Genomic DNA, 21,055 nt, shown 5'->3' on the forward strand with positions numbered 1-21,055 from the left:
CGTTTCCTAGCGTCGTTGCGGTTCAGGCGTTTTCGTGGGTACGTCCGGCGAGCCGGCTGGCCAGCGAGATGGCGTCGGGACGCGAGAGCTTCCCGACCCGGTTCTGGGGGAGATCCTCGACGGAGAAGACGTACTCGGGCCACTTGAACTTGGGGAATCCGGACCGGTCGAGTTGTGCGGTGATCGACTCGAGCGTGATCTCCGCGTCCCCCGCGACGACGAGAGCCGCGGCCCGTTCGCCGAGCAGGTCGTCGGGAACCGGCACCACGCAGACCTGCACCACCCCGGGCAGACCGGCGATCGCGCTCTCGACCTCGTTGATGTCGATGTTGCGTCCGCCGCGGATGATGATCTGCTTCTGTCGGCCCATGACCTGGATGAAGCCGTCCTCGCCGACCTCGACGAGGTCGCCGGTGGGCAGGAAGCCGTCGGCGGTCAGCTCCGGGGGTTGCGGGACACCGCCACGCGCGTACCCGACGAACAGCGACGGGCCGCGGACCTGTGCATCACCGATCTGACCGGGCGGCAACTGGGCGCCGGATGCGTCGACGGCGCGGATGACGGTGCCGGGGAACGGCTTTCCGTCGCGTCCGAGACGCAGCTCCGGCGGGTCGGTCGGCAACGGGCTGGTGTGGCCGAGGCATTCGGACATGCCGAACACGCGCAGGAACGTGGTTCCCAGGGTCTCCTCGGCCTCACGCAGCGCGCGCACGTTCATCGGTCCGCCGCCCACCGTCATGGCACGCAGTGAGGTCAGCGGTTGGTCGGCGCCGTCGGCGATGGAGAGCTGGAGCGCCATCGTGGGGACGAGCATCGTCCAGGCCACCTCGTGGCGGCGCATGGCCTCCAGGGCTCCCGCGGGAGTCCAGCGCTCGATGCTGACCATCCGGCCGCCGAGGTAGGCGGGCAGGTAGAGGCCGAAGCAGAACGCCGCCACCGACGACAGCGGGACGAACGCGCCCACCGCCTCGCCGGAACGGAGCCCGACGATGTCGATGGTCGACTGGGCGGCGTAACGGATGGCCTCTTCGGATTGCACAACACATTTCGGCCGTCCGGTCGAGCCGGAGGTCATGGCGACGGCGGAGCCACCGGCCCAACGGTCGATCGCGCCGAAGGTGTCCGCGGCGAGCACGGTCCGGTCCCCGGCGAGCAGGCGATGACCGAACCGGCCGTCCGTGGCGCCCCAGTGCTCGAGCACCTCGTCGGTGGCGATGACCACGTCGGGTGCGATGTCCTCGACGGCCAGGTCGAACTCGGAGGCGGTCGCGTGCGGGCTCAGGACCGCGACGACACCGTCGCGCAGGCCGGTGGCCACCACGCAGGCCAGGGTCAGCCAGGTGTTGTCGGCCTGGACGATCACCGTGGGGGCCTCGTCGCGGTGGGCGGCGATGGCATCGGCGACTCGTTGTGCCGTCGACACGACGGTGCCGATCGCGTGCTCACCGAACTGGTCGACGACCGCGACGGCGTCGGGGGTGCTGCTTGCCCGTTCGAGCAATTCGGTTGCCAGAGTCTTCATTTCGCCTCACTCAGGGAAGTTCCGACGTGATGGGTATGGGTGGTGGTCATCGTGCGGTCCACCCGCCGTCGACGACCAGGGTCTGCCCGGTGACGTAGGAGGACGCATCCGAGGACAGGAACAGCACGGCGCCGTCGACCTCGCCTTCGCGTCCACCTCGTCCCAGCATCGTGTTGCGACGGACCCAGCCGGCCGACTTCTCGTTGGTGAACAGTCCGTCGGTCATCTCGGTGTCGAACCAACCCGGGACGACGGCGTTCACCCGCACCCCGCGGCGGCCCCACTGGCCGGCGAGTTCGCGGGTCATGCCGAGGGTCCCGGCCTTGGACGCGGCGTATGACGCCCCGCCGATGGGGGCGGTCGACACGAGGCCGACGACCGACGCGATGTTGATGATCGACGCGTTGACCGGGGTGTCGTCGTCGGCGTTCTCGGTCAGGCGGGTGACGAGATGCGTGGACAGGTGGAAACCGGCGAGGAGGTTGAGGTCGAGGATGCGGGCGAAACCCTCGGGTGTCTCCTGCTCGGCGTGGGGCGGACCGGCCATACCGGCATTGTTCACCAGGATGTCGACGCTGCCCGCCGAGTCGAACGCCGTGTCGATGAGTGCGCGACGGTCGGCGTCGTCGGTGACGTCGCAACGGAACGGGACGACGCTGGGGTACTTGTCGGCGAGCTCCTGCAGACGGTCGAGCCTGCGAGCGGCCGCGTAGACCGTGGCACCCGCGCCGGCGAGCGTCGCGGCGAAGCCCAGGCCCAGGCCCGACGACGCCCCGGTCACGACCGCGGTCTTGCCCGCGAGCCCGAAGAGTGCCGCCGGGGAACCTCCCGGATGATCACTTGTGTCGATGGTCATGGTTCTCCTCAGTAGACCGCGGTCCGGCCGCCGTCGACCGGGATCAATGCGCCGGTCGTGTAACCGGCGGCGTCGCTCGCCAGATGGGTGACCATCCCGGCGATCTCCTCCGGCCGTCCGAGGCGTCCGGCGGGAAGGCGGTTGGTGACCAGCCCGATGAACTCCTCGTCCCAATTCTCCGCCATGTCGGTGGCGAAGCTGCCGGGCATCACGCAGTTCACGCGCACCGTCGGTGCGTATTCCTGCGCGAACGCCTGGGTGAGGGCGTTGAGGCCGTTCTTGGCCGCCGCGTACATCGCCTCGGCGGGGCTCGGGCGCACCGCCCCGATGCTCGAGATGTTGATGATCGAGCCGCCGCCGTTGGCGCGCATCCGATCGCCGGCCACCGCCATGAGCCGGAACGGTCCCTTGACGTTGACCTCGATGGTCTTGTCCCACAACGACTCCGAGACCGACATCAGGTCCTTCTCGAGCGGTGCGATGCCGGCGTTGTTGACCAGGATGTCCAGGCTTCCGTGACGTTCGATGATGCCGTCGACGGCGGGTTCGAGCTCATCCCAGCGGCCGACGTGCAGGGCGAGCGGGTGCGCTTCACCGGTCGTCACGTCGTCGAGGGCGGCGACGGCCTCCACGCAGGCGTCGAGCTTGCGGCTGGCGACGACGACCGTTGCGCCGGCTTCCTTGAGACCCCGGGCGATGGCCAGTCCGAGTCCCCGGCTCGCGCCGGTGACCAGAGCGACCTTTCCGTTCAGTTCGTTGCTCACGAGTGCTTCTTCACTTCCAGTCGGGCGATGGTGCGCAGGTGGACCTCGTTGGGGCCGTCGGCGATCTGCAGTGCGCGGGTGATCGCGTGGAGTCGGGCCAGGACGGTGTCGTTGCTGACGCCGGCGGCGCCGTAGGTCTGGACCGCCCGGTCGACGACCTTGTGCGCGACCTCCATGGCGGAGACCTTGATGGCCGCGACCTCGGAGCGGGCGGCGGCGTTGCCCTGGGTGTCCATCAGCCAGGACGAGTACAGGACGAGCAGGCGGATCTGGTCGATCTCGATCCTGCTGCGGGCGATCCACTCGCGGACCACACCGCGGCTCGCCAGCGGGCCACCGAACGCGACGCGCTCCTGGGCGCGGCGGCACATCATGTCCAGCGCACGTTCGGCCATGCCCACCGCGCGCATCGCGTAATGCATGCGCCCCGGTCCCAGGCGACCCTGCGCGATGGCGAAACCGTCGCCCTCCTCGCCAAGCATGTTCTCCACCGGCACCCGGACGTCGGTGAACTGGACCTCGCCGTGGCCGAGACGGTCTTTGAACCCGAACATCGGGAGGTCGCGGATGACCTCGATACCGGGAGTGTCCGTCGGCACCAGGATCATGCTCTGCTGGCGGTAGGTGGGCCCGTCCGGATCGGACTTGCCCATGAAGATGATGAGCTTGCAGTCCGGGTCGAGGATCCCGGAGGTGTACCACTTGCGTCCGTTGAGCACGTAATGGTCGCCGTCGCGGCGGATCGTCGAGGTGATGTTGGTGGCGTCCGACGAGGCGACCGCGGGCTCGGTCATGGCGAACGCCGAGCGGATGCTGCAGTCCAGCAACGGCTTCAACCACTGGGCCTTCTGCGCCTCGGTGCCGTACATGGCCAGGATCTCCATGTTGCCGGTGTCCGGGGCCGAGCAGTTGATGGCCTCGTTGCCGATGATCGAGCGTCCGACGATCTCGGCGAGCGGGGCGTACTCGAGGTTGGTGAGTCCGGCGCCGAGCCCGTCGTGCGTCATGAAGAGGTTCCACAGACCGAGGTCGCGGGCGGTCTTCTGTAGGTCACGCATGATCTGCGGCTGCTCATGCGGGTTGTCGTTGGCCTCGATCTGCTCGTCGTAGATCTTCTCGGCGGGCAGGACATGATCGGTCATGAACGACTCGAGCCGGACGGCGAGGTCGCGCGTCCGGTCGGAGTAGGCGAAGTCCACGGGGAGTCTCCTGAAGTCGGATGGTCGGGTAGGGGTGGTTTCTCGGCTAGGTGCGGGCCATGAGTGCGGTGCCGGTCTCGATGAGGCGGGAGATGGTGGCGGGCAGCTTCTCCTGATCGGGATCGTGGTGGCGTCCCTCGCGGTGCCGGCGCAGGTTGTGGCCCATGATCGCCGCCATCTTGAGGCGTCCGAGGGCGTCGAACCAGGCGAGATCGGGCAGGGCGGGTCCGCCCGCGGTGTAGGCGTCGACGAGTTCTCCGGCACTCGGCAGGGAGGGGACCTCACGGCCGACCCCGGGGAAGTTCGTCCCGTCGGCGAACACCAGGAACCAGCCGAGTTCGACGCGCGGGTCGCCGACGCTCCAGATCTCCCAGTCGATCAGCGCGACCGGCTCGACGCCGTCCGAGATGATGTTCCCCAGGCGGTAATCACCGTGGACGAGGCAGGGCGCGATGGGGTCGGGCACCGTGGCGGCCAGGGCGTCGAGGAGTTCGGCACCACCGACGACGAGCTCGGGCGGTACCGCGCCCAGTGTCTTGCCCCAACGGGCGAGTTCGTCACCGGGCGACAGCACCGGTCCGGCCACGTCGCCGGCGAGACCGGGGAGTTTCCGGTGATCGACGGCATGGAGACGGGGGAGGATCTCGGCGGCGCGCAGCATCCGGGCCGCGGCGAGGTCGGGAGCCACGGCCGGGTCGTCGAGGACGGGCTCGAGCGATTCACCGGCGACGAGTTCCATGGCGAACCAGGCGGGTTCCTCACGGTCGACCTCGAGCACACGGGGCACCGGCACGTCGGTGTCGGCCAGAGCCGTCAGGATCGTGGCCTGCCGCAGCATGTCGTGCCGGCCGATCGACTTCTGGCCCTCGGGAACCGCTTTCACGACCCATTCGCTGCGGGACCCGGCGTCGTCGAGGGTTCCGACGCGGAAGGTCAGCCCGGAGTGTCCGCCGGGAAGCACCGCGAACGAATCCACGGTCAGCCCGTGGGAGGCCTGCAGGCGGTCGGTGACGCGCTGCTCCAGGGTGGGGGTCACAGTCGTGGCTCCTTCGGGAGGCCGAGGACGCGCTCGGCGATGATGTTGTGCTGGATCTCGTCGGTGCCGCCGGCGATCCGGTAGCCGGGAGCTCCGAGGACGTGCTCGGTCCAGGCGAAGGTGCCCCAGGTGCCGTTGTCGGCGACCAGATCTCGACCGAGGAGAAGGCGGACCAGCTCGCTGGTCCGTGCCATGGTGTCGACGGCGAGCAGCTTGCCCAACGACGCCTCCGGGCCGGGGTCGACACCGCCGAGCATGGCCTGGGCGACCCGCATCCCGGCGATCCGCTGGACCGCGGTGCGGGTGGCGAGGTCGGCGACCTTGTCGCGCTCCACATCCGACAGTTCGCGTCCCAGGTGGCGGGCCAGTTCGAGAGCCTGGTCGGCGTTGGCCAGACCCAGTCCGGCGCCGTCGAGACGTTCGGCGGCGAGGACGGTCAGGGCCACCGACCAGCCCTCACCGACCGGGCCGAGCCGGAGCGAGTCGTCGAGCACGACACCCTCGAGGTAGACCTCGTTGAAGGAACTGCCGCCGGTCATCTGCCGGATCGGTCGCACGGTGAGGCCGTCGACGTCCATCGGGACGAGGAAGACGGTGAGACCCTTGTGCTTGGCCGCCTGGGGATCGGTACGGCACACGGCCACACCGAAATCGGCGACGAGGGCACCTGAGGTCCACACCTTGTGGCCGTCGAGCCGCCAGTTGCCGTCCTCGGTGCGGACCGCGCGCGTCCGGACCGCGGCGAGGTCTGAGCCGGCCTCGGTCTCGGAGAAGAGCTGGCACGCGATGAGGTCGGTCCGGAGCATCGCCCGCACGAACCGCTCCTGCTGATCCGGCGTTCCCCACTGGGCGATGGTCGGTGCAACGAGTTGCTGTGTGACCGAGAACATCTCGGTTCGCTTGGGGATGTCGTAGTGGTCCTCGGCGGCGCGGAAGGCCAGTTCGTAGGACATCGGCAGATCGCGGCCGCCGTAGGCCTCCGGCCAGGTCAGGGCGCCCCAGCCGGCGTCGAACTTGGTCTGCTCATAGGCGGAGATCGCGTCGGTGTGGGCCCGCTCCTCCTCGGGGGTCCAGTTCTCGAAGACGGCGACGGAGTCGCTGCCCACGCCCCACACCGCATCGGTACGGCGCGGAGCGATCGTCGAGAGCCAGGTGTGCGCATCGTCGGTGAAGGTCGCCAGATCCGGCAGTGTGGTCGTCATGTCGATCCGATCGGTGGAAGTGGTGGGTCAGACGGCGAGAACGGTGCAGGCGCTGATGCCCGGCGCACCGTAGACATGGGTGAATCCGACCTTCGGCGAATCGTCGACCTGCCGGTCACCCGCCTCGCCGCGCAACTGCGTGACGATCTCGTGGACCTGACGCAGGCCGGAGGCGCCGATCGGCTCGCCGTTGGCGATACATCCACCATCGGTGTTGACCGGCAACGTGCCGCCGATCTCGGTGCGTCCCTGGGCGATCCACTCTTCCTGCTCGCCGTGTTCGCAGAACCCGCATTCGGCCATGTGCATGATCTCCGCACCGCTCTCGGTGTCCTGGAGTTGCGCGACGTCGACGTCTGCCGGCCCGATGCCGGCCTGCTCGAAGGCGGCCCGAGCGGCGTCGGTGCTGACGCTGACCGGTTCGCCGGTGCCCTGGACCGCCGGGCTGAAGACCTCGAAGGAACCGAACTGCCGGGTGCGGTGGCTGATCGCCTTGATGGCCACCGGGCGGCCGCCGAGTCGGCGGACCGCGGACTCGCTCGCCACCACGATCGCCGCCCCACCCTCACCGGGGGAACAGAACATGTACCGGGTGAGGGGGTCGTTGACCATGTCGGCGTCCCGGATCACGTCTGCAGGCATGGGATCTCGACGCCAGGCGTTGGGGTTGAGCGCACCGTTGCGGTATGCCTTGGCGGCCACCTCGGCCAGGGTGTCCCGGGAGATCCCGTGAGCGTTCATGTAGCGGGCGATCTTGGAACCGAAGAACTGGGTGGTGACCATGAGGCCGGCCTCGCCGTACCCCTCGGGCAGGCCCCACTCCGCGGGGAGCGGGTCGAAGGCGCCGCGCGGGTGCTTGTCGAAGCCGACGGCCAGGGCTACGTCGGCGGCGCCGGCACGGACCGCGTTGACCGCGGACACGAGCGCGCTTCCGCCTGTGGCGCAACCGTTCTTGACGTTGGTGAACGGGATACCGGTGAAGCCCAGCTCGGCGACGAGGGTGTCGGCGAGTCCGGACCCGTCGCTGCCGCCGAAGGCGACCTGGACGTCAGGCCACGTGAGGCCGGCATCGGTGAGTGCGGTCTGGATGGCGGTGACTGCCATCTGGCGTCCGCTGATCCCGTTCTGGCGCCCGAACTTCGACAGTCCGGCGCCGATGATGAAGACGTCTTCGCTCATCGTCGGTCCTCCTGGTCGGCGGTGGGTTCGGGCAGCACGAGGAAACGTGGAACGGGTTGGGTCGCGATGAGGGTGGCGGGTGCTCCCTGCAGGCCTTCGACGGTGTCGGCCTCGAGGATGCCCGCGACGCGGATGCCCTCGGGGAGTTCCACGTATCCCATCGCGAACGGGGAGAAGCCCTCGGGGGGAGGAACATACGGCGGCGACTTCGGTGCGAAACGCTGCACCGTGTAGGCCCAGACGGTGCCTCGGGTGCTCAGCTCACGCGGATGGGCGGTGGCGGTTGCGCATCGCGAGCAATACGTGCCGGCGGGAAAGCCGACCGTGCCGCACACCGTGCATTCCGATCCGTGGAGCACCGCGGGGTCCGTCGCGTCGTCGGCGACGGCGTTCCGGACGGTACTGTCGTCGACCGTCATGTTCCTCCCCTTTCAGTTCTTCTCTGTTTTCTCGAGGGCTGGCTTCTCAGCTGATGAGTGGCTGAGCGATCAGCGGCCGACCCACTTGGGCTCACGCTTCTGCAGGAAGGCGTTGACGCCTTCTTTGGCGTCCTCGGACTGCAGTGCGTTGCCCACGGCCAGGTGCTCCATGACCATCAGCGACTGGATGTCGGCGTCGAGGCCGCGGTCGATCGTCATCTTGGTCAGCTTCATCATGAACGGGCTCTTGTCGATGAGCGGAGCGATGAAGTCGGCCTCGAGCTTGTCGAGGTCGGCGGCCGGTGCCGAAGCGTTGATCAGGTCCCACTCGGTGGCTTCCTTGCCGGACAGCAGCTTGCCGGTGAGCATGAGCTCCTTGGTCTTGCGGACGCCGATCATGCGCGGCAGGCGGTAGATCGGGCCGGCGCCGCCGAACAGGGCGCGACGGATGTGGAAGTCGCCGATCTTGGCATCGTCGGCCGCGATGGCGAAGTCGCACGAGATCATGAGCTCGAAGCCGCCGGCGGTGACGTAGTCCTCGAGGACGGCGACGGACGGGGTGTTCATCGAGTACAGGCGGTCACAGACCTTGGCCGAGAGCACGGCGACGTCCATGGCGGTGGTGCTGCCGACGTAGTCACTGAGGAGGACGTCGAGGTCGAAGCCCGAGCAGAACTGATTTCCCTTGCCGCGCAACACCAGAACGAGCAGATCGGGGTCGTTGTCGACCTCGGTGATGATCTCGTCGAGACGGTGCAGCAGCTCCGGGGTGACCGCGTTCTTCTTGTGCGGGCGGTTCAGCCAGACGCGAGCGACGGGGCCGTCCTTCTCCAGGATGATGTGGTCGGTGTCGATCATGGGATTCTCCTTCGAGGGTGTTCGAGTTGAACTGGATTCACTTCAGTTCTAACGGTCACCTGAACTGAAGTCAATACTCGACGGGGCACCAATCCTGAACTAAGTTCAGCTCATGACTGTGATCGACAACTACTACGCGACGATCGACGCCGGACGACTCGACGAGGCGGTGGCGATGTTGGCTCCGGACGTCGAGTTCGCCATGATCCTGCCGAACGGCGAGAACCGAGGTTCCGGGCGCGACAAGATGCTCGAGTATCTTCGAAATCGCCCGCCGGTCAACCGAAAACACGTCCTCGCCCGACTTGCGGCCGACAAGGACCTCGAGTTCACGCAGGGCTCGGTCACCGAGGACGGCATCCGCACGACGGGGTTCTTCGTCGGGGCGATGCACATCGGGGACGACGGCCTCGTCGACCGCTATCAGGTGAGCTTCAGTCCGGACTTCGCCCTACTCCCCGAAGGAGCCAATCGATGACAACGACCACCACCACTCCGATCCTCGCGCAGTGGTTCGAGTACATGGATTCCGTCGATCCCGATCGGGTTCTGGGGATGATCGCCGACGACTTCGTCATGTCGGTGCAGTTCTCGAAGGGCGCGGGACAGTCGGCCGAGTTCGTCGGTGACCGCGCCGGCCTGGTCGGTTACCTGGAGCAGCGCGAGAAGAGCGTTCTGGTCCATCACGTCGACATCGGCGTCACCGCCGACGGGTGCGAGATGGTTCTCGGACGGACCACGCGGGCGGGGGAGTTCGAGGCATCCTTCACCGCCACGGCACAGGTGAACGGTGCCGGCCTCGTGCGGCGACTGCTCATCGCGCGCACGCCCGAGGTCTCGTTCGCCTGATTCGGCCCCGAATACAAGCAACACCTTCTTCATGCTGGCCATGACGTCGCTACCTGCGGAAACGCGGGTGGCGGCGTCGTGGGTCTCCGGTCCGCTCGCATACCGAACCCAGCCGATGCAGAGGTATGACCTCATGAGAAATTAGGCAGGTTCGTGATTGACATCACTAGGAACCCCGGCTAAATTTCAGAACTGAGATCAGTTCAGTTCGATCCCCGGTCGCGCTGAGATCACCGGATCAGCCGGCCGCGGTCATCGCGGATCATCCGGCACCGGAAACCCTTGACGGAAGGTAGATGTCGCATGAGAGGTATGACCCGCGCACTGGCCGCCATCACGGCCGCGGTCACCACCGTGACCATGCTCGCGGCGTGCGGTGGGGACACCGGTACGTCCGGCGGACCTGTGGACGGCTCGTGGGACGACGTGGTCGCCGCGGCGAAGAGTGAGGGGAAGGTGACTCTCTACTCGAGCCAGAAGCCGGCGAACCTCGAGGCGCTCGAGAAGGCGTTCGAAGCCGAGTACCCGGAGATCGCCCTCGACTTCGTGCGCGGGACCGACGTGGAGATCAACCCGAAGGTCGAGACCGAGAGCCGGACCGGCAAGGGCATCGCCGACGTCCACATGCAGACCGATGCGGCGTGGATGAAGACCGCGGCCGAATCCGGCACCTACACAACCGATCTGGTTGGTCCGGCGCTCACCGCGCCGGACTACCAGCCCGAGAAGAGCCTCATCGACGACCAGTTCGCACTGACCAGTGCCGCGGTCTTCAGCCTCGGCTGGAACACCGACGCCGTGCCGGCCGGCCTGCGGACTCCGCAGGACGTCGTGAATCCCGCCTACCGGGGCAAGATCGGCGTCGTCAACCCCACCGGTATCGCGTCCTACGTGGACATGTACCGCTACTTCTCCAAGACCTACGGCGAGGACTACTGGAAGCAGGTCGCGGCGTTGTCCCCGCGCATCTACCCGAGCGCACTCGGAGTGGCCCAGGCACTGACCTCGGGCGAGATCTGGGTGACCCCCACTGTGCAACCCCTCGTCACCGAGGTGGACAACGGCGCGCCCGTGAACTGGGCGCTTCCCCCATCACCGTGGGGTACTCCCTGGTACACCAGCGCATTGTCGGCGGCGCCGAATCCGAATGCGGCCCAGGTCCTCGTCGACTTCATGATCACCCGTGCGGGACAGACCGCGCTCAATTCCGGTTACGCCGCGGTGCTTCCCGACATCCCCGGTGCGGTCGCCCGTGCACAGGACATCGCGACGCCGGACACCGACAACCTCACCCCGGACAAGGTCCGCGAGTTCTCGCAGAGCTGGGCGGAGGATTTCCAGTGACCGGGGCTCAGGAGACCGTTGCCCGCGATCTCGAGGGCGCGGGGGTGTTGATCACCGGTGCGGCCAAGGGAATCGGTGCCGCCACCGCCGCAGCCTTCGCGGCGCGGGGTGCGGTGGTCTACCCGACCGACGTCGACGCCGATCGCGGCCGTGCCGCCGCAGCGGAATACGGTGCGGCAGAGCGGTTCAAGGTTCTAGACGTACGAGACGAGGAGGGCTGGGAGCGGGTTGTCGCCGAGATGGAGGCTGACGGCCACCCCCTGCAGGTGATGGTCAACTCGGCCGGCGCCGCCATCCGCGCCTCGCTCGCCGACACCCCCCTCGACGGGTTCCGGCGCATGGTCGACCTCAACCTCGTGGGCACCTTCCTCGGTGTGCGCACGGCCGCCCGGTACATGGTCGCCGGCGGCGCGGTGGTCAACATCTCGTCTCTGCGAGGAGTGGTGGCCACTGCCGAACTCGGCGCGTACGGAGCGTCGAAGTTCGGAGTCCGCGCGCTGACGCGGGTCGCGGCCATCGAGCTGGCACACAAGGGGATCCGCGTCAACGACGTGTGCCCCGGCAGTATCGACACCGAGATCACCGCAGTACCGGACTTCGATCACGTCGACGTGGAGAGCTACGTCCGCACCATCCCGATGCAGCGTCGGGGGGCCCCGGAGGAAGTCGCCGAGGTGATCCTGTTCCTCGCCGAACCGCGCAGCAGTTACATCACCGGCGTCGACCTCCTCGTCGACGGCGGAACCGGTGCAGGCGTGACCACACCTACCAAGAACAACCTCGACAAGAACACGGAGAACTGACGTGACATCTCGATTCTCAGTGTCCGGACTGGTCAAAAAGTACGGTGACAACGTCGTCGTCGACGATCTGGACCTACCCATCGAAGAGGGCGAGTTCCTCGTCCTGCTCGGACCGAGCGGATGCGGCAAGACCACCACTCTGCGCTGTCTGGCCGGCCTGGAAACCCCTCAGGGAGGGTCGATCTCGTTCAAGGACGAGCTGATCTTCGACGCCGACACCGGCGTGAACGTGCCGGCGCATCGCCGCAACATCGGCATGGTCTTCCAGTCCTACGCCCTGTGGCCGCACATGACCGTGCGCAAGAACATCGGGTACCCGCTCAAGGTCCGCAAGATGAAAGAGGCCCTCAAGGACGGGTCGATCGAGCAGGCCGCGCGGATGGTGGACTGCGAGGGTCTGCTCGACCGCTACCCCTCTCAGCTCTCCGGCGGTCAGCAGCAGCGCGTCGCGGTCGCACGCGGACTCGTGTCCCGTCCCGACCTCGTTCTCTTCGACGAACCGCTCTCGAATCTCGATGCCCGCCTGCGCGATCAGGTTCGGTCGCAGATCCACCAGTTGCACCAGCAGCTCGGCTTCACCGCTGTTTTCGTCACGCACGACCAGTCGGAGGCGTTCGCTCTCGGTGACCGGATCGCCATCATGAAGGCCGGCAAGATCGAACAGTACGACGAGCCCGAGCACGTCTTCGAGACCCCTGTCTCCGAGTACGTCGCGGCCTTCATCGGGATGTCGAACCGGATCGAACTCCGTCGCGGACACGACGGATGGCGTACCACCCAGGGCGACGCGGTCGACCTGTCGCGTGCACTGGTACGCGGGGTCCCGGACCGCGGTGCCGAGGCGGCTGCCCGTCTTCGACCCGATGACCTCCTGCTGCACGCGTCGGAGGCCGAAGCGCCGGCCTCCAACGTCATGCTCCATGCCGAGCTCGTCGATTTCGAGTACGGCGGACGGTATTACGACGTGACCGTGCGCTCGGGCGAGGACACGCTCCTGCTGCGTGCCTCCGCTGCCGAGCACGGTGTGACCCTCAAGAAGAGTGCACCCGGTGACAAGGTGGTCGTGAGTTTCGATCCGTCGGCGTTGCGGGTGTACCCCGACCAGGCCGATGCGGCGATCGACACCGTCTCGCAGACCGCCAAGACCGCGGTGGCGCCGGCCCCGGCGAAGCTCGCATCATGACGGCCACGGCCCCGACAGTCGGAATCGGATCGTCCCCGCGGTCGCTGGCGATCCCCGCCCAGTGGCGGGCGCGGATCGGTTACGGCATCCTGCTCGCGATCCTGGCCTACCTGGTGGTCCTCCCGATGGTCCGGCTGCAGGCACTGGCCTTCGAGGACGGCGCGCAGGGTTACCGAAACGAATACGGCCGCTTCGACATCGCCGAGACGATCTGGACGACGGTCGCGCTCGCGGGCGGTTCGTTGGTGATCGCCATGGTCCTGGGTACGCTGCTCGCCTTCGCGGCGAGCCGTCTGCCGGCGGGCATGGGCTTCCTCAAGATGATCCCCATCCTGCCGATCGTGATGCCTGCCGTCGCGAACATCGTGGGCTGGGCGTTCCTGCTCTCGCCCGGCCCCGGCTACCTGAACGTGCTCCTGCGGAAGCTCCCGTGGTGGAGCGGCAGCGACAGCGGGCCGATCGACGTGTACACCGTGCCGTGGATCATCATCCTGACCGGCTTCGGCCTTACATCCTTCGTCTACCTGTTCGTCAGTGCCGGAATGCAGAACATCAGTGCCGAACATCTGGAAGCGGCACAGACGAGCGGGTCGTCGACCGTCGGTGTGTTCTTCCGGGTCGTGCTGCCCCTTCTGCGACCCTCGCTCATCTACGGCGGCGGTATCGCCTTCCTGCTCGGTCTCGGCCAGTTCACCGGCCCGTTGCTGCTCGGCCAGAACAACGGCGTGAACGTGCTGACCACCGACATGTATCGCCGGGTGTCGGAGTCGCCGGCCGACTTCGCGGCGGCCGCGGCTGCCGGTTCGCCGCTGGTGATCCTCGGTATCGCGATCGTCCTCGTCCAGAAACTGTTGTTGGGCAATCAGAGTCGCTTCGTCACGCACGGCGGCAAGGCGTTCTCGCCGACCGGTGGCCGCGCGCGTTGGGCAAGCGCCACGCTCGTCGTGTACGCCCTCGTCGCGCTGGTCATCCCGATGGTCGGTCTCGTGATCGTGTCGCTGACGCCGTACTGGTCGGGGTCGTTGTCGTGGGGACTGTTCACCCTGGACAACTTCCGCGAACTCTTCGCGAACGCCTCGGTCACCGAGTCGATCGTCACCAGTGTCCTCACCTCGCTGGGCGCCGTCGCGATCTGTATCCCGATCGGATACGCGATGGCCAACCTCCTGGTGCGGGGTCGCCAGCACAAGGTCCTGGGTCTCGTCGGCGATCTGATCACCGCACTGCCGCTGGGCATCCCCGCCGTCATCTTCGGTGTCGGCTTCCTGCTCACCTACACCGAGCCGCCGCTGATCCTCTACGGCACGCGGACAGTCATCGTGTTGGTCTACGTGGTGCTGATGCTGCCCTTCGCGGTGCGGATGCAGATGACCGCGATGCTCTCGTTGGGCAACACCTACACCGAGGCGTCGGCGACCAGCGGCGCATCGCCCCTCGTCACCAACTTGCGGATCATGTTGCCGCTCATGCGGCCTGCGATCCTGAGCGCAGTGGCGCTGATGTTCATCCTGCTCACGCACGAGTTCGCGGCGTCGCTGCTCGTCCGGGCGTCGACCACACAGGTGATGGGCACGTTGCTCTACGACATGTGGCAGAACGGGTCGTACCCCCAGGTCGCCGCGATGGCGTTGCTGATGACGGCGGTGACCGCCGGCGGTGTCGGTGCGGCAATGGTGGTCGGCGGGCGCAATGTCCTCAGCAATCTCTGAATCGGCGTCCGAGGAGTACGTGATGGGTGTAGGTGCAGGCCGGCTTGCCGGCAAGGTCGCGCTGGTGACCGGTGCCACCGGTGGGATAGGCGTGGAGATCGTTCGACGCCTGGCCGGTGAAGGCGCCTCGGTCGTATTGACCGATGTCCCCGGTGCTCCGCTGGATCAGTTGCGGGACAGTCTGTCCGAGCCCGACAAGCACCTGGTTGCAACGCTCGACATCTCGTCGGAGAGCGGATGGGAGAGCGTCGTCGGTGACATCGCGGAGAGTCATCCCCGACTCGACCTGCTCGTCAACAACGGTGCCATCGGAAGTCTCGCGTCGGTGGTCGACGAGAAGGTCGACACCTATCAGCGCGTGATCGACATCAGTCAGACCGGTACCTGGCTGGGGATGAAGCACGCGGGCGCCCACATCGAGGCGACCGGAGGCGGGGCCATCGTCAACGTGTGCTCGATCCTGGGATCGGTTGGCGGGCTGGGCAACAGCCTCGCCTATGCCGCCGCGAAGGGGGCGGTGCGGACGATGACGAAGAATGCTGCGCTGCACTGGGCGAAGCGCGGGGTCCGGGTGAACTCGATCCACCCGGGTTTCATCGGCACCGAACAGCTCAGGGAGCGGTACGAGGGCACCGAGCGTCACGACGCGATGATCGCGAACACCCCGATGGGGCGCCTCGGCACGGCGGAGGACGTCGCGGCCGCAGTCGCATTCCTCGGCGGCGATGACGCGCTCTACATCACCGGCACCGAACTCTACGTCGACGGTGGCTGGACCTGCGCCTGAGTCAGGCGACAGGCTTTATCAACGGAGGAACACATGAGAACTCGCAGACTCGTCGGTGCGCTTGCAGCAGCGACCCTCGCCCTGACGGTCGCCGCGTGCGGAGGCGGCAGCGAACCGTCCCGCGCGGTGGACGGCCCCTGGGAGGACGTAGTCGCGGCGGCCAACAAGGAGGGCAAGGTCACCCTGTACTCCACGCAGGCCGCACCCCGGCTCGCCGACTTGGAGAAGCAGTTCGAGAAGGCTTACCCCGCCATCGATCTCGAGATCGTCCGCGGGGTCGACGCCGACCTCCTCTCCAAGATCGACGCCGAATCGCGGTCGGGCAAGGGAATCGGCGACGTTGCCGTCATCACCGACATCTCGTGGATGAAGGCGAACGCCGACAACGACGTCGCCGTCCCCGTCGTGGGGCCGGCATTCGACGCGCCGGATTACCACCGCGCGTCGAGCATCGTCGATGACCGCTTCTTCCTGGAAGGTGCCGTCATCCTCGGTCTCGGCTGGAACACCAAGGCGCTCCCCGGCGGGGTCAAGGACGCGCGGGGCCTGCTCGATCCGGCGCTGAAAGGAAAGATCGGCATCGTCAACCCGGCGACCTCGCCGACCTACCTCGATTACTACGCGCACATCGAGAAGTACTACGGCGAGGATTACATCAAGGCGCTGGCGGCCCAGAATCCGCGTATCTACCCCAGCAACCAGCCGCTGGGGCAAGCCGTCGCGTCGGGTGAGGTGACCGTCGGACTCATGACCGATCCCATGCTCACGTCCAAGGACGCCGGTGCGCCGGTGGATTGGACGGCGACCGAGCATGTCTGGGGTGCGAAGTGGTACGGACTCGCGTTGGGATCGTCGCCGCATCCCAACGCCGCCCAGGTCCTCGCCGACTTCATGGTCACGCCCGCCGGACAGGCCGCGACCACTCCCGGTTACGCCTCGGTACTGCCCGACATCGCAGGTTCGGTCGCGAACGCTCAGGAGGTCGCCGACCAGAACCTCGACGTGACCACCGGACAAGGTGCACAGAAGTACCGGTCCGAGCTGGAGCAGATTCTGAAATGAGTTCCCGACGCCTCGGGACGGTCGGCGGAATCCGCCGGCTGTCCCTGGTGGCCCTCGCCACGGCCGCCCTCACGATGACAGCGGCATGTGGCGGGGGCTCGTCCTCTTCGGAGGCGGTCTCCGGTGACTGGGACGAGGTGGTCGCCGCCGCCGAGCAGGAGGGCAGCGTCTATCTCTACTCCACCCAGCACCCGGACAATCTCCAGAAGCTCAAGGAGTCGTTCGAGGCCGCCTACCCCCGGATCACGCTCGAGTTCACCCGTGGGACCGATGTCGAGATCAATCCTCGCGTCGAAACCGAGAACCGTACTGGCAAGGGAACCGCCGACGTCCACATGTCCTCGGACTTCAGCTGGGTCACGCGGGCCGCCGCGTCGGGGCAGTACTCGGTCGAGCCGGTCGGGCCGGCCTTCGACAACCCGGCCTACGAGCGGTCTCGCAGCGTGATCGACGATCGGTTGTTCCTCGTCAGCGGTGCGGCGTTCGCCCTCGGGTGGAACACAGATGCGCTGCCGGGCGGACTCGACAAGCCAGAGGATCTCTTGTCCGAATCCCTGCGGGGTCGGATCGGAGTGGTGAACCCCGCCGGCTTCGCCCCCGTCGTGGACGAGTACCGGTTCTTCGACAAGAACTGGGCTCCCGACTTCAACAAGCGTCTCGCAGCTCTCGAGCCGCGGATCTATCCCGGCGCGCTCGCCGTCGCGCAGGCGCTCAACTCCGGCGAGATCGTCGCGACACCGATGGTCCAACCGCTGGTGCGCGAGCAGAAGACCGGCGCCCCGGTCGGATGGAAGCTGCCGCAACCCTATTGGGGCACACCCTGGTACTCCCACGTACTTACCTCGGCCCCCCATCCGAACGCGGCCCAGGTCCTGGCCGACTTCCTGGTCACCCGGGACGGTCAGACCGCTCTGTCGACCGGTTATGCGTCGGCACTCCCGGACATCCCCGGGGCGGTCGCACGAGCCCAGGACATCCCGCTCCCTGACGTCGACTCGCTCACCGCGGAGTCGGTCGATCGGTATCAGCAGGAGTGGCGCAGGCAGTTCCTGTCCTGAGTCGTCGGCCGCCGACAACTCCTCGAAAGGAGGTCCGATGACCGCCGGACCCGTATTCCCCGAACTGTTCTCGCCGATGGAGATCGGCGGACTGACCCTCCGGAACCGGTTGGTCGCTCTTCCCGCCGGCACGAGCCTCGTCGAGCACGGTGTGCCGACCGAGGGCGACACCGAGCACTTCGAGCGGCTCGCCGCCGGAGGTGTCGGCATGATCGTGGGCGGCGCGACCGTCGTCCACCCCACCACGACTCTGCGGTCACGCAAACTCGTGGAGGCCTACCAGGACGAGGTCATCCCCGCCACGGCCAAGAAGGTTGCCGCGGTGCACCGTCACGGGGCGCGTCTGATCACCCAATTGGTCCATCTGGGACGGGAGTTCATCGGGGGTGAGTCGGATTCACCGCCGGTGGCCCCCTCGTCCCTCAAGACGAACCGAGACGCCTATCCACCCCATGAGTTGACGATCGCCGAGATCGAGGACATCGTCGACGGTTGGGCGACCTCCGCACGCAATCTCATCGCCGCCGACGTGGACGGTCTTGAGATCCATGCTGCCCACGGATATCTCGTCGCACAGTTCATGTCACCGCTGACGAACCGCCGAACCGACTCCTTCGGTGGCGGATTCGAGAACCGGATGCGATTCGGGCGACTCGTCGTCGAGGCCATGCGTGCGCAGATGCCTGCCGGAAAGCTGCTCGGCGTGCGATTGAGCGGCGAGGAGGAGATCCCCGGCGGGATGACGATCGACGACTGTGTACGGATCGCGGAGTACTACGCCGACCTCGGCGTGGACTACCTCAGCATCACACACGGCACCCGCGGGTCATACGTCAAGGATTCGACGCAACCGGACGCGGTCGCGGTGGGTTCGGCAGCACGGGTGCGTGCCGCCACCGGTGTGCCGGTCCTCGTCGGACAGCGGATCCGGGATGCGGCGACCGCCGAACACATCATCAAACGCGGCCAGGCCGACCTCGTCGGGATGGCGCGGGCGCTGATCGCCGACCCTGAACTACCCAACAAGTCGGCCGAGGGCCGAATGCTGGAGATCCGGGGATGCCTCGGGATCAACCAGGACTGCCGGGCCTTCGATCCGCACCTGCACTGCGCGGTGAACGCCGAGGTCGGACGGGGCAGACACCGGAATGTCGGAATGCGGGCGCCGGAGACCAAAGAGGTCTATGTCATCGGCGGTGGCCCGGGCGGGTTGGAAGCCGCTCGCGTCGCGGCCGAACGGGGGCACCGGGTAACCCTTTTCGAGGGTGCAACCGAACTAGGCGGAGCCGTCCGGACCGCCGCACGGTCGCCGCACCGGAGCACCCTGATCGACATCGTCGACTATCTGGGCCACGAGATGCGGCGACTCAAGGTGGATGTGAACCTCGCCGCGGCCATCGATGCCGACGACTTCACCGAGATCACGGGTATCGCCGACCACGTCATCGTGGCCACCGGTTCCCGGCCGGCCCCGATCCCGTCGTGGCTGCCCCAGCACGCGTCGGCAACCGTGGATCAGGCCATCCTCGGCGATCTGCCGTCGATGGACACCCGCAACGCCGTGGTCGTCGACGACGGCGACGGGTTCTGGCCCGCCTACAACGCGGCCGAGGCTCTCGCGCAACAGGGTTGGCAGGTCACCCTGTCGACACCGTTGACCTCACTGTGCTCGCGTATCCCGGCCGAGAGTGTCGGACCGCTGCTCCGTCGACTCGCCGAGGCCGGGGCCACCCTGGAAGTCGCACGAACCCTCGAGCCGGGTGGCGACGGCTCGTTGCAGAGCCGGCCGGTTTTCGGCGGTGAGCCGCAGATCCTTCCGGAGTCGCTGATCGTCTGGCATCAGCCCCGGGTACCCCTGTCGCCGTTCACCATCGACGGGGGCGATACCACGATCAGTCAGATCGGTGACTGCGTGACCCCACGACGCATCGGACATGCGATAGCCGAGGGCTATCGCGTCGGTGCAGAGATCTGAGATCAGAGGAGAAATGATGAACGAGGCCCAGTTCGAGGGCAAGATCGCGGTCGTCACCGGCGGCGGGTCCGGTATCGGAGCCGCAACGGTGCGCGAACTCAACCGTCGCGGTGCGGAATTGGTGTACGTCGTCGACGTCTCCATCGACGGGGCGAAGACGGTGGCATCCGAGATCGACGGTGCCCGGGCTCTGGAATTGGACGTCTCCGACTCGGAGGCGGTCGCCGAGGCCTTCGCCGGAGTCGTCGCCGAGCACGGGCGGCTGGACGTCGTGGTGCACGCGGCCGGCGTGGACGACCCGACCTCGAAGACCTGGATGCAGGAGGCGGCAGCACAGGGCGAGCCCATCGACGTCACGTCGCGACTGACCGACAAGATGTGGCGACGGGTTCTGGACATCAACCTCGACGGCACGTTCTACGTGCTGCGGGAATCGGTGCGCGCCATGAAAGGTCGCGGAGGAGGCGCCATCGTGACGGTCGGTTCGTCGTCCGCCTTCGACACCCTCATCGGTTACCCGCACTACTCCGCGTCCAAGGCCGCGGTGCATGCGATGAGCCAGTCGGTCGCGAAAGAGGTTCTGCCGTTCGGCATTCGCGTCAACACGATCGCGCCCGGTCCGGTCGACACCGCCATGGCCGCGCGGACCCCGGCGCACCTTCGTGCGGCGATGGACTCCGGTCCGGCTCGTGGCTACGCCAGCCCGGAGGAGCTCGCCGACACGATCCTGTATCTGGCGTCGCCGGGAGCGGCCAATCTCGTCGGCGCGGTGGTGCTGAGCAACGGCGGCAGATTCACCGTCTGACGACAGATACCGAGAGACACGAAAAAGCCTGAGCGGAACCGATCCGGTTCCGCTCAGGCTTTGATCGTCGAAAGCGCGCTCAGGCCTTGACCATTCGGACCAGAGACTCGGTGACGGTCTTGATCATGTGGTCGGGGGAGATGGGTCCGCCGGGCCGGTACCAGCGCCACACGCTGACCATCGCGCCCAGGACCAACCGCGATGCCAGTTCGGGATCGCCGGGGGCGAAGGCACCTGTCTCCATTCCGCGCTTGAGCAACTCGGTCCAGTTGTGCTCGATCTGGGCGACCAGCTCGCGGGATTGGACCCGTTCGGTCTCTTCTTTCTCCGACTGGCGCGGAGTGCTGAGGATGTCCATGTGGTTCTGCAGGATTCGGCGCTGAAGGGCATCGGTGGGCTCGGCTTCGAGAGCCGCCGCAACCGCTGCGCGCAAGGCCTCCTCGGG

General features: G+C 67.2%; 20 protein-coding genes and 1 pseudogene. 11 read left to right on the forward strand and 10 right to left on the reverse strand.

The window, feature by feature from the left end:
• Positions 1-22: 22 nt before the first annotated feature.
• The 9 genes from OK17_RS19030 to OK17_RS19070 form a co-directional block, all read right to left on the reverse strand.
• Positions 23-1,522, reverse strand: coding sequence for a class I adenylate-forming enzyme family protein (locus OK17_RS19030; RefSeq protein WP_232717013.1), 1,500 nt, complete (start codon positions 1,520-1,522; stop codon positions 23-25).
• A gap of 46 nt (positions 1,523-1,568) precedes the next feature.
• Positions 1,569-2,378, reverse strand: a complete 810-nt coding sequence (locus OK17_RS19035; RefSeq protein ID WP_232717014.1) for an SDR family NAD(P)-dependent oxidoreductase — start codon at positions 2,376-2,378, stop codon at positions 1,569-1,571.
• An 8-nt stretch (positions 2,379-2,386) separates the two neighbouring features.
• Complete coding sequence (locus tag OK17_RS19040) at positions 2,387-3,142, reverse strand: SDR family NAD(P)-dependent oxidoreductase (protein ID WP_006868749.1); 756 nt, start codon at positions 3,140-3,142, stop codon at positions 2,387-2,389.
• A complete protein-coding gene (locus tag OK17_RS19045) occupies positions 3,139-4,341 on the reverse strand; it encodes an acyl-CoA dehydrogenase family protein (RefSeq protein ID WP_006868750.1) in 1,203 nt (400 codons plus the stop codon). Before OK17_RS19045 ends, OK17_RS19040 begins: the two co-directional genes overlap by 4 nt.
• 46 nt (positions 4,342-4,387) lie before the next feature.
• Positions 4,388-5,377, reverse strand: a complete 990-nt coding sequence (locus OK17_RS19050; RefSeq protein WP_232717017.1) for a phosphotransferase family protein — start codon at positions 5,375-5,377, stop codon at positions 4,388-4,390.
• Positions 5,374-6,579 (reverse strand): acyl-CoA dehydrogenase family protein, encoded by a 1,206-nt coding sequence (locus OK17_RS19055; protein WP_232717018.1) that lies wholly within the window; start codon positions 6,577-6,579, stop codon positions 5,374-5,376. Before OK17_RS19055 ends, OK17_RS19050 begins: the two co-directional genes overlap by 4 nt.
• Positions 6,580-6,606: 27 nt before the next feature.
• Positions 6,607-7,758 (reverse strand): thiolase family protein, encoded by a 1,152-nt coding sequence (locus OK17_RS19060; protein ID WP_232717019.1) that lies wholly within the window; start codon positions 7,756-7,758, stop codon positions 6,607-6,609.
• Positions 7,755-8,177 carry a Zn-ribbon domain-containing OB-fold protein gene (locus tag OK17_RS19065; protein WP_461418396.1) on the reverse strand — a complete coding sequence of 141 codons (423 nt, stop codon included), beginning with the start codon at positions 8,175-8,177 and terminating at the stop codon, positions 7,755-7,757. Before OK17_RS19065 ends, OK17_RS19060 begins: the two co-directional genes overlap by 4 nt.
• A gap of 69 nt (positions 8,178-8,246) precedes the next feature.
• The gene (locus OK17_RS19070; RefSeq protein WP_232717021.1) at positions 8,247-9,035 is read right to left on the reverse strand and encodes an enoyl-CoA hydratase/isomerase family protein; all 789 of its coding nucleotides are present in this window, start codon (positions 9,033-9,035) and stop codon (positions 8,247-8,249) included.
• A gap of 112 nt (positions 9,036-9,147) precedes the next feature.
• Here OK17_RS19070 and OK17_RS19075 point away from each other — a divergent pair, with 112 nt between their 5' ends.
• The 11 genes from OK17_RS19075 (at position 9,148) to OK17_RS19125 (ending at position 20,610) form a co-directional block, all read left to right on the forward strand.
• Positions 9,148-9,513 (forward strand): nuclear transport factor 2 family protein, encoded by a 366-nt coding sequence (locus OK17_RS19075; RefSeq protein ID WP_461418397.1) that lies wholly within the window; start codon positions 9,148-9,150, stop codon positions 9,511-9,513.
• Positions 9,510-9,884 (forward strand): hypothetical protein, encoded by a 375-nt coding sequence (locus OK17_RS19080; RefSeq protein WP_461418398.1) that lies wholly within the window; start codon positions 9,510-9,512, stop codon positions 9,882-9,884. The genes OK17_RS19075 and OK17_RS19080 overlap by 4 nt, the downstream gene beginning before the upstream one ends.
• A 312-nt stretch (positions 9,885-10,196) precedes the next feature.
• Positions 10,197-11,228: an ABC transporter substrate-binding protein gene (locus tag OK17_RS19085; RefSeq protein WP_461418401.1), complete on the forward strand. Its 1,032-nt coding sequence runs from the start codon at positions 10,197-10,199 to the stop codon at positions 11,226-11,228.
• A complete protein-coding gene (locus OK17_RS19090; protein WP_232717024.1) occupies positions 11,225-12,031 on the forward strand; it encodes an SDR family NAD(P)-dependent oxidoreductase in 807 nt (268 codons plus the stop codon). The genes OK17_RS19085 and OK17_RS19090 overlap by 4 nt, the downstream gene beginning before the upstream one ends.
• Position 12,032: 1 nt before the next feature.
• On the forward strand, positions 12,033-13,214 hold the full coding sequence (locus OK17_RS19095; RefSeq protein WP_232717025.1) for an ABC transporter ATP-binding protein: 1,182 nt from the start codon (positions 12,033-12,035) through the stop codon (positions 13,212-13,214).
• Positions 13,211-14,923 (forward strand): ABC transporter permease, encoded by a 1,713-nt coding sequence (locus tag OK17_RS19100; protein ID WP_232717026.1) that lies wholly within the window; start codon positions 13,211-13,213, stop codon positions 14,921-14,923. Before OK17_RS19095 ends, OK17_RS19100 begins: the two co-directional genes overlap by 4 nt.
• A gap of 22 nt (positions 14,924-14,945) precedes the next feature.
• Positions 14,946-15,710 (forward strand): SDR family NAD(P)-dependent oxidoreductase, encoded by a 765-nt coding sequence (locus OK17_RS19105; protein WP_232717027.1) that lies wholly within the window; start codon positions 14,946-14,948, stop codon positions 15,708-15,710.
• A 33-nt stretch (positions 15,711-15,743) separates the two neighbouring features.
• Positions 15,744-16,772, forward strand: coding sequence for an ABC transporter substrate-binding protein (locus OK17_RS19110; RefSeq protein ID WP_006868763.1), 1,029 nt, complete (start codon positions 15,744-15,746; stop codon positions 16,770-16,772).
• Positions 16,769-17,830: an ABC transporter substrate-binding protein gene (locus tag OK17_RS19115; RefSeq protein ID WP_006868764.1), complete on the forward strand. Its 1,062-nt coding sequence runs from the start codon at positions 16,769-16,771 to the stop codon at positions 17,828-17,830. Before OK17_RS19110 ends, OK17_RS19115 begins: the two co-directional genes overlap by 4 nt.
• Before the next feature lie 37 nt (positions 17,831-17,867).
• On the forward strand, positions 17,868-19,805 hold the full coding sequence (locus OK17_RS19120) for an oxidoreductase (protein WP_232717029.1): 1,938 nt from the start codon (positions 17,868-17,870) through the stop codon (positions 19,803-19,805).
• A gap of 16 nt (positions 19,806-19,821) precedes the next feature.
• Positions 19,822-20,610: an SDR family NAD(P)-dependent oxidoreductase gene (locus OK17_RS19125; RefSeq protein ID WP_232717030.1), complete on the forward strand. Its 789-nt coding sequence runs from the start codon at positions 19,822-19,824 to the stop codon at positions 20,608-20,610.
• Positions 20,611-20,689: 79 nt separating this feature from the next.
• On the opposite strand, the pseudogene OK17_RS19130 reads toward OK17_RS19125, so the two are convergent.
• A pseudogene (locus OK17_RS19130) lies at positions 20,690-21,055 on the reverse strand (TetR/AcrR family transcriptional regulator); the annotation flags it as partial.

It is taken from the genome of Gordonia sp. GN26, from assembly GCF_054823965.1.

Excerpts from the sequence above, each read along its gene's own strand:
- OK17_RS19030 (WP_232717013.1), bottom strand. The coding sequence starts at position 1,522 with ATGAAGACTCTGGCAACCGAATTGCTCGAACGGGCAAGCAGCACCCCC.
- OK17_RS19035 (WP_232717014.1), bottom strand. The coding sequence starts at position 2,378 with ATGACCATCGACACAAGTGATCATCCGGGAGGTTCCCCGGCGGCACTC.
- OK17_RS19055 (WP_232717018.1), bottom strand. The coding sequence starts at position 6,579 with ATGACGACCACACTGCCGGATCTGGCGACCTTCACCGACGATGCGCAC.
- OK17_RS19060 (WP_232717019.1), bottom strand. The coding sequence starts at position 7,758 with ATGAGCGAAGACGTCTTCATCATCGGCGCCGGACTGTCGAAGTTCGGG.
- OK17_RS19065 (WP_461418396.1), bottom strand. The coding sequence starts at position 8,177 with ATGACGGTCGACGACAGTACCGTCCGGAACGCCGTCGCCGACGACGCG.
- OK17_RS19070 (WP_232717021.1), bottom strand. The coding sequence starts at position 9,035 with ATGATCGACACCGACCACATCATCCTGGAGAAGGACGGCCCCGTCGCT.
- OK17_RS19075 (WP_461418397.1), top strand. The coding sequence starts at position 9,148 with ATGACTGTGATCGACAACTACTACGCGACGATCGACGCCGGACGACTC.
- OK17_RS19080 (WP_461418398.1), top strand. The coding sequence starts at position 9,510 with ATGACAACGACCACCACCACTCCGATCCTCGCGCAGTGGTTCGAGTAC.
- OK17_RS19085 (WP_461418401.1), top strand. The coding sequence starts at position 10,197 with ATGACCCGCGCACTGGCCGCCATCACGGCCGCGGTCACCACCGTGACC.
- OK17_RS19100 (WP_232717026.1), top strand. The coding sequence starts at position 13,211 with ATGACGGCCACGGCCCCGACAGTCGGAATCGGATCGTCCCCGCGGTCG.
- OK17_RS19105 (WP_232717027.1), top strand. The coding sequence starts at position 14,946 with ATGGGTGTAGGTGCAGGCCGGCTTGCCGGCAAGGTCGCGCTGGTGACC.
- OK17_RS19110 (WP_006868763.1), top strand. The coding sequence starts at position 15,744 with ATGAGAACTCGCAGACTCGTCGGTGCGCTTGCAGCAGCGACCCTCGCC.
- OK17_RS19115 (WP_006868764.1), top strand. The coding sequence starts at position 16,769 with ATGAGTTCCCGACGCCTCGGGACGGTCGGCGGAATCCGCCGGCTGTCC.
- OK17_RS19120 (WP_232717029.1), top strand. The coding sequence starts at position 17,868 with ATGACCGCCGGACCCGTATTCCCCGAACTGTTCTCGCCGATGGAGATC.
- OK17_RS19125 (WP_232717030.1), top strand. The coding sequence starts at position 19,822 with ATGAACGAGGCCCAGTTCGAGGGCAAGATCGCGGTCGTCACCGGCGGC.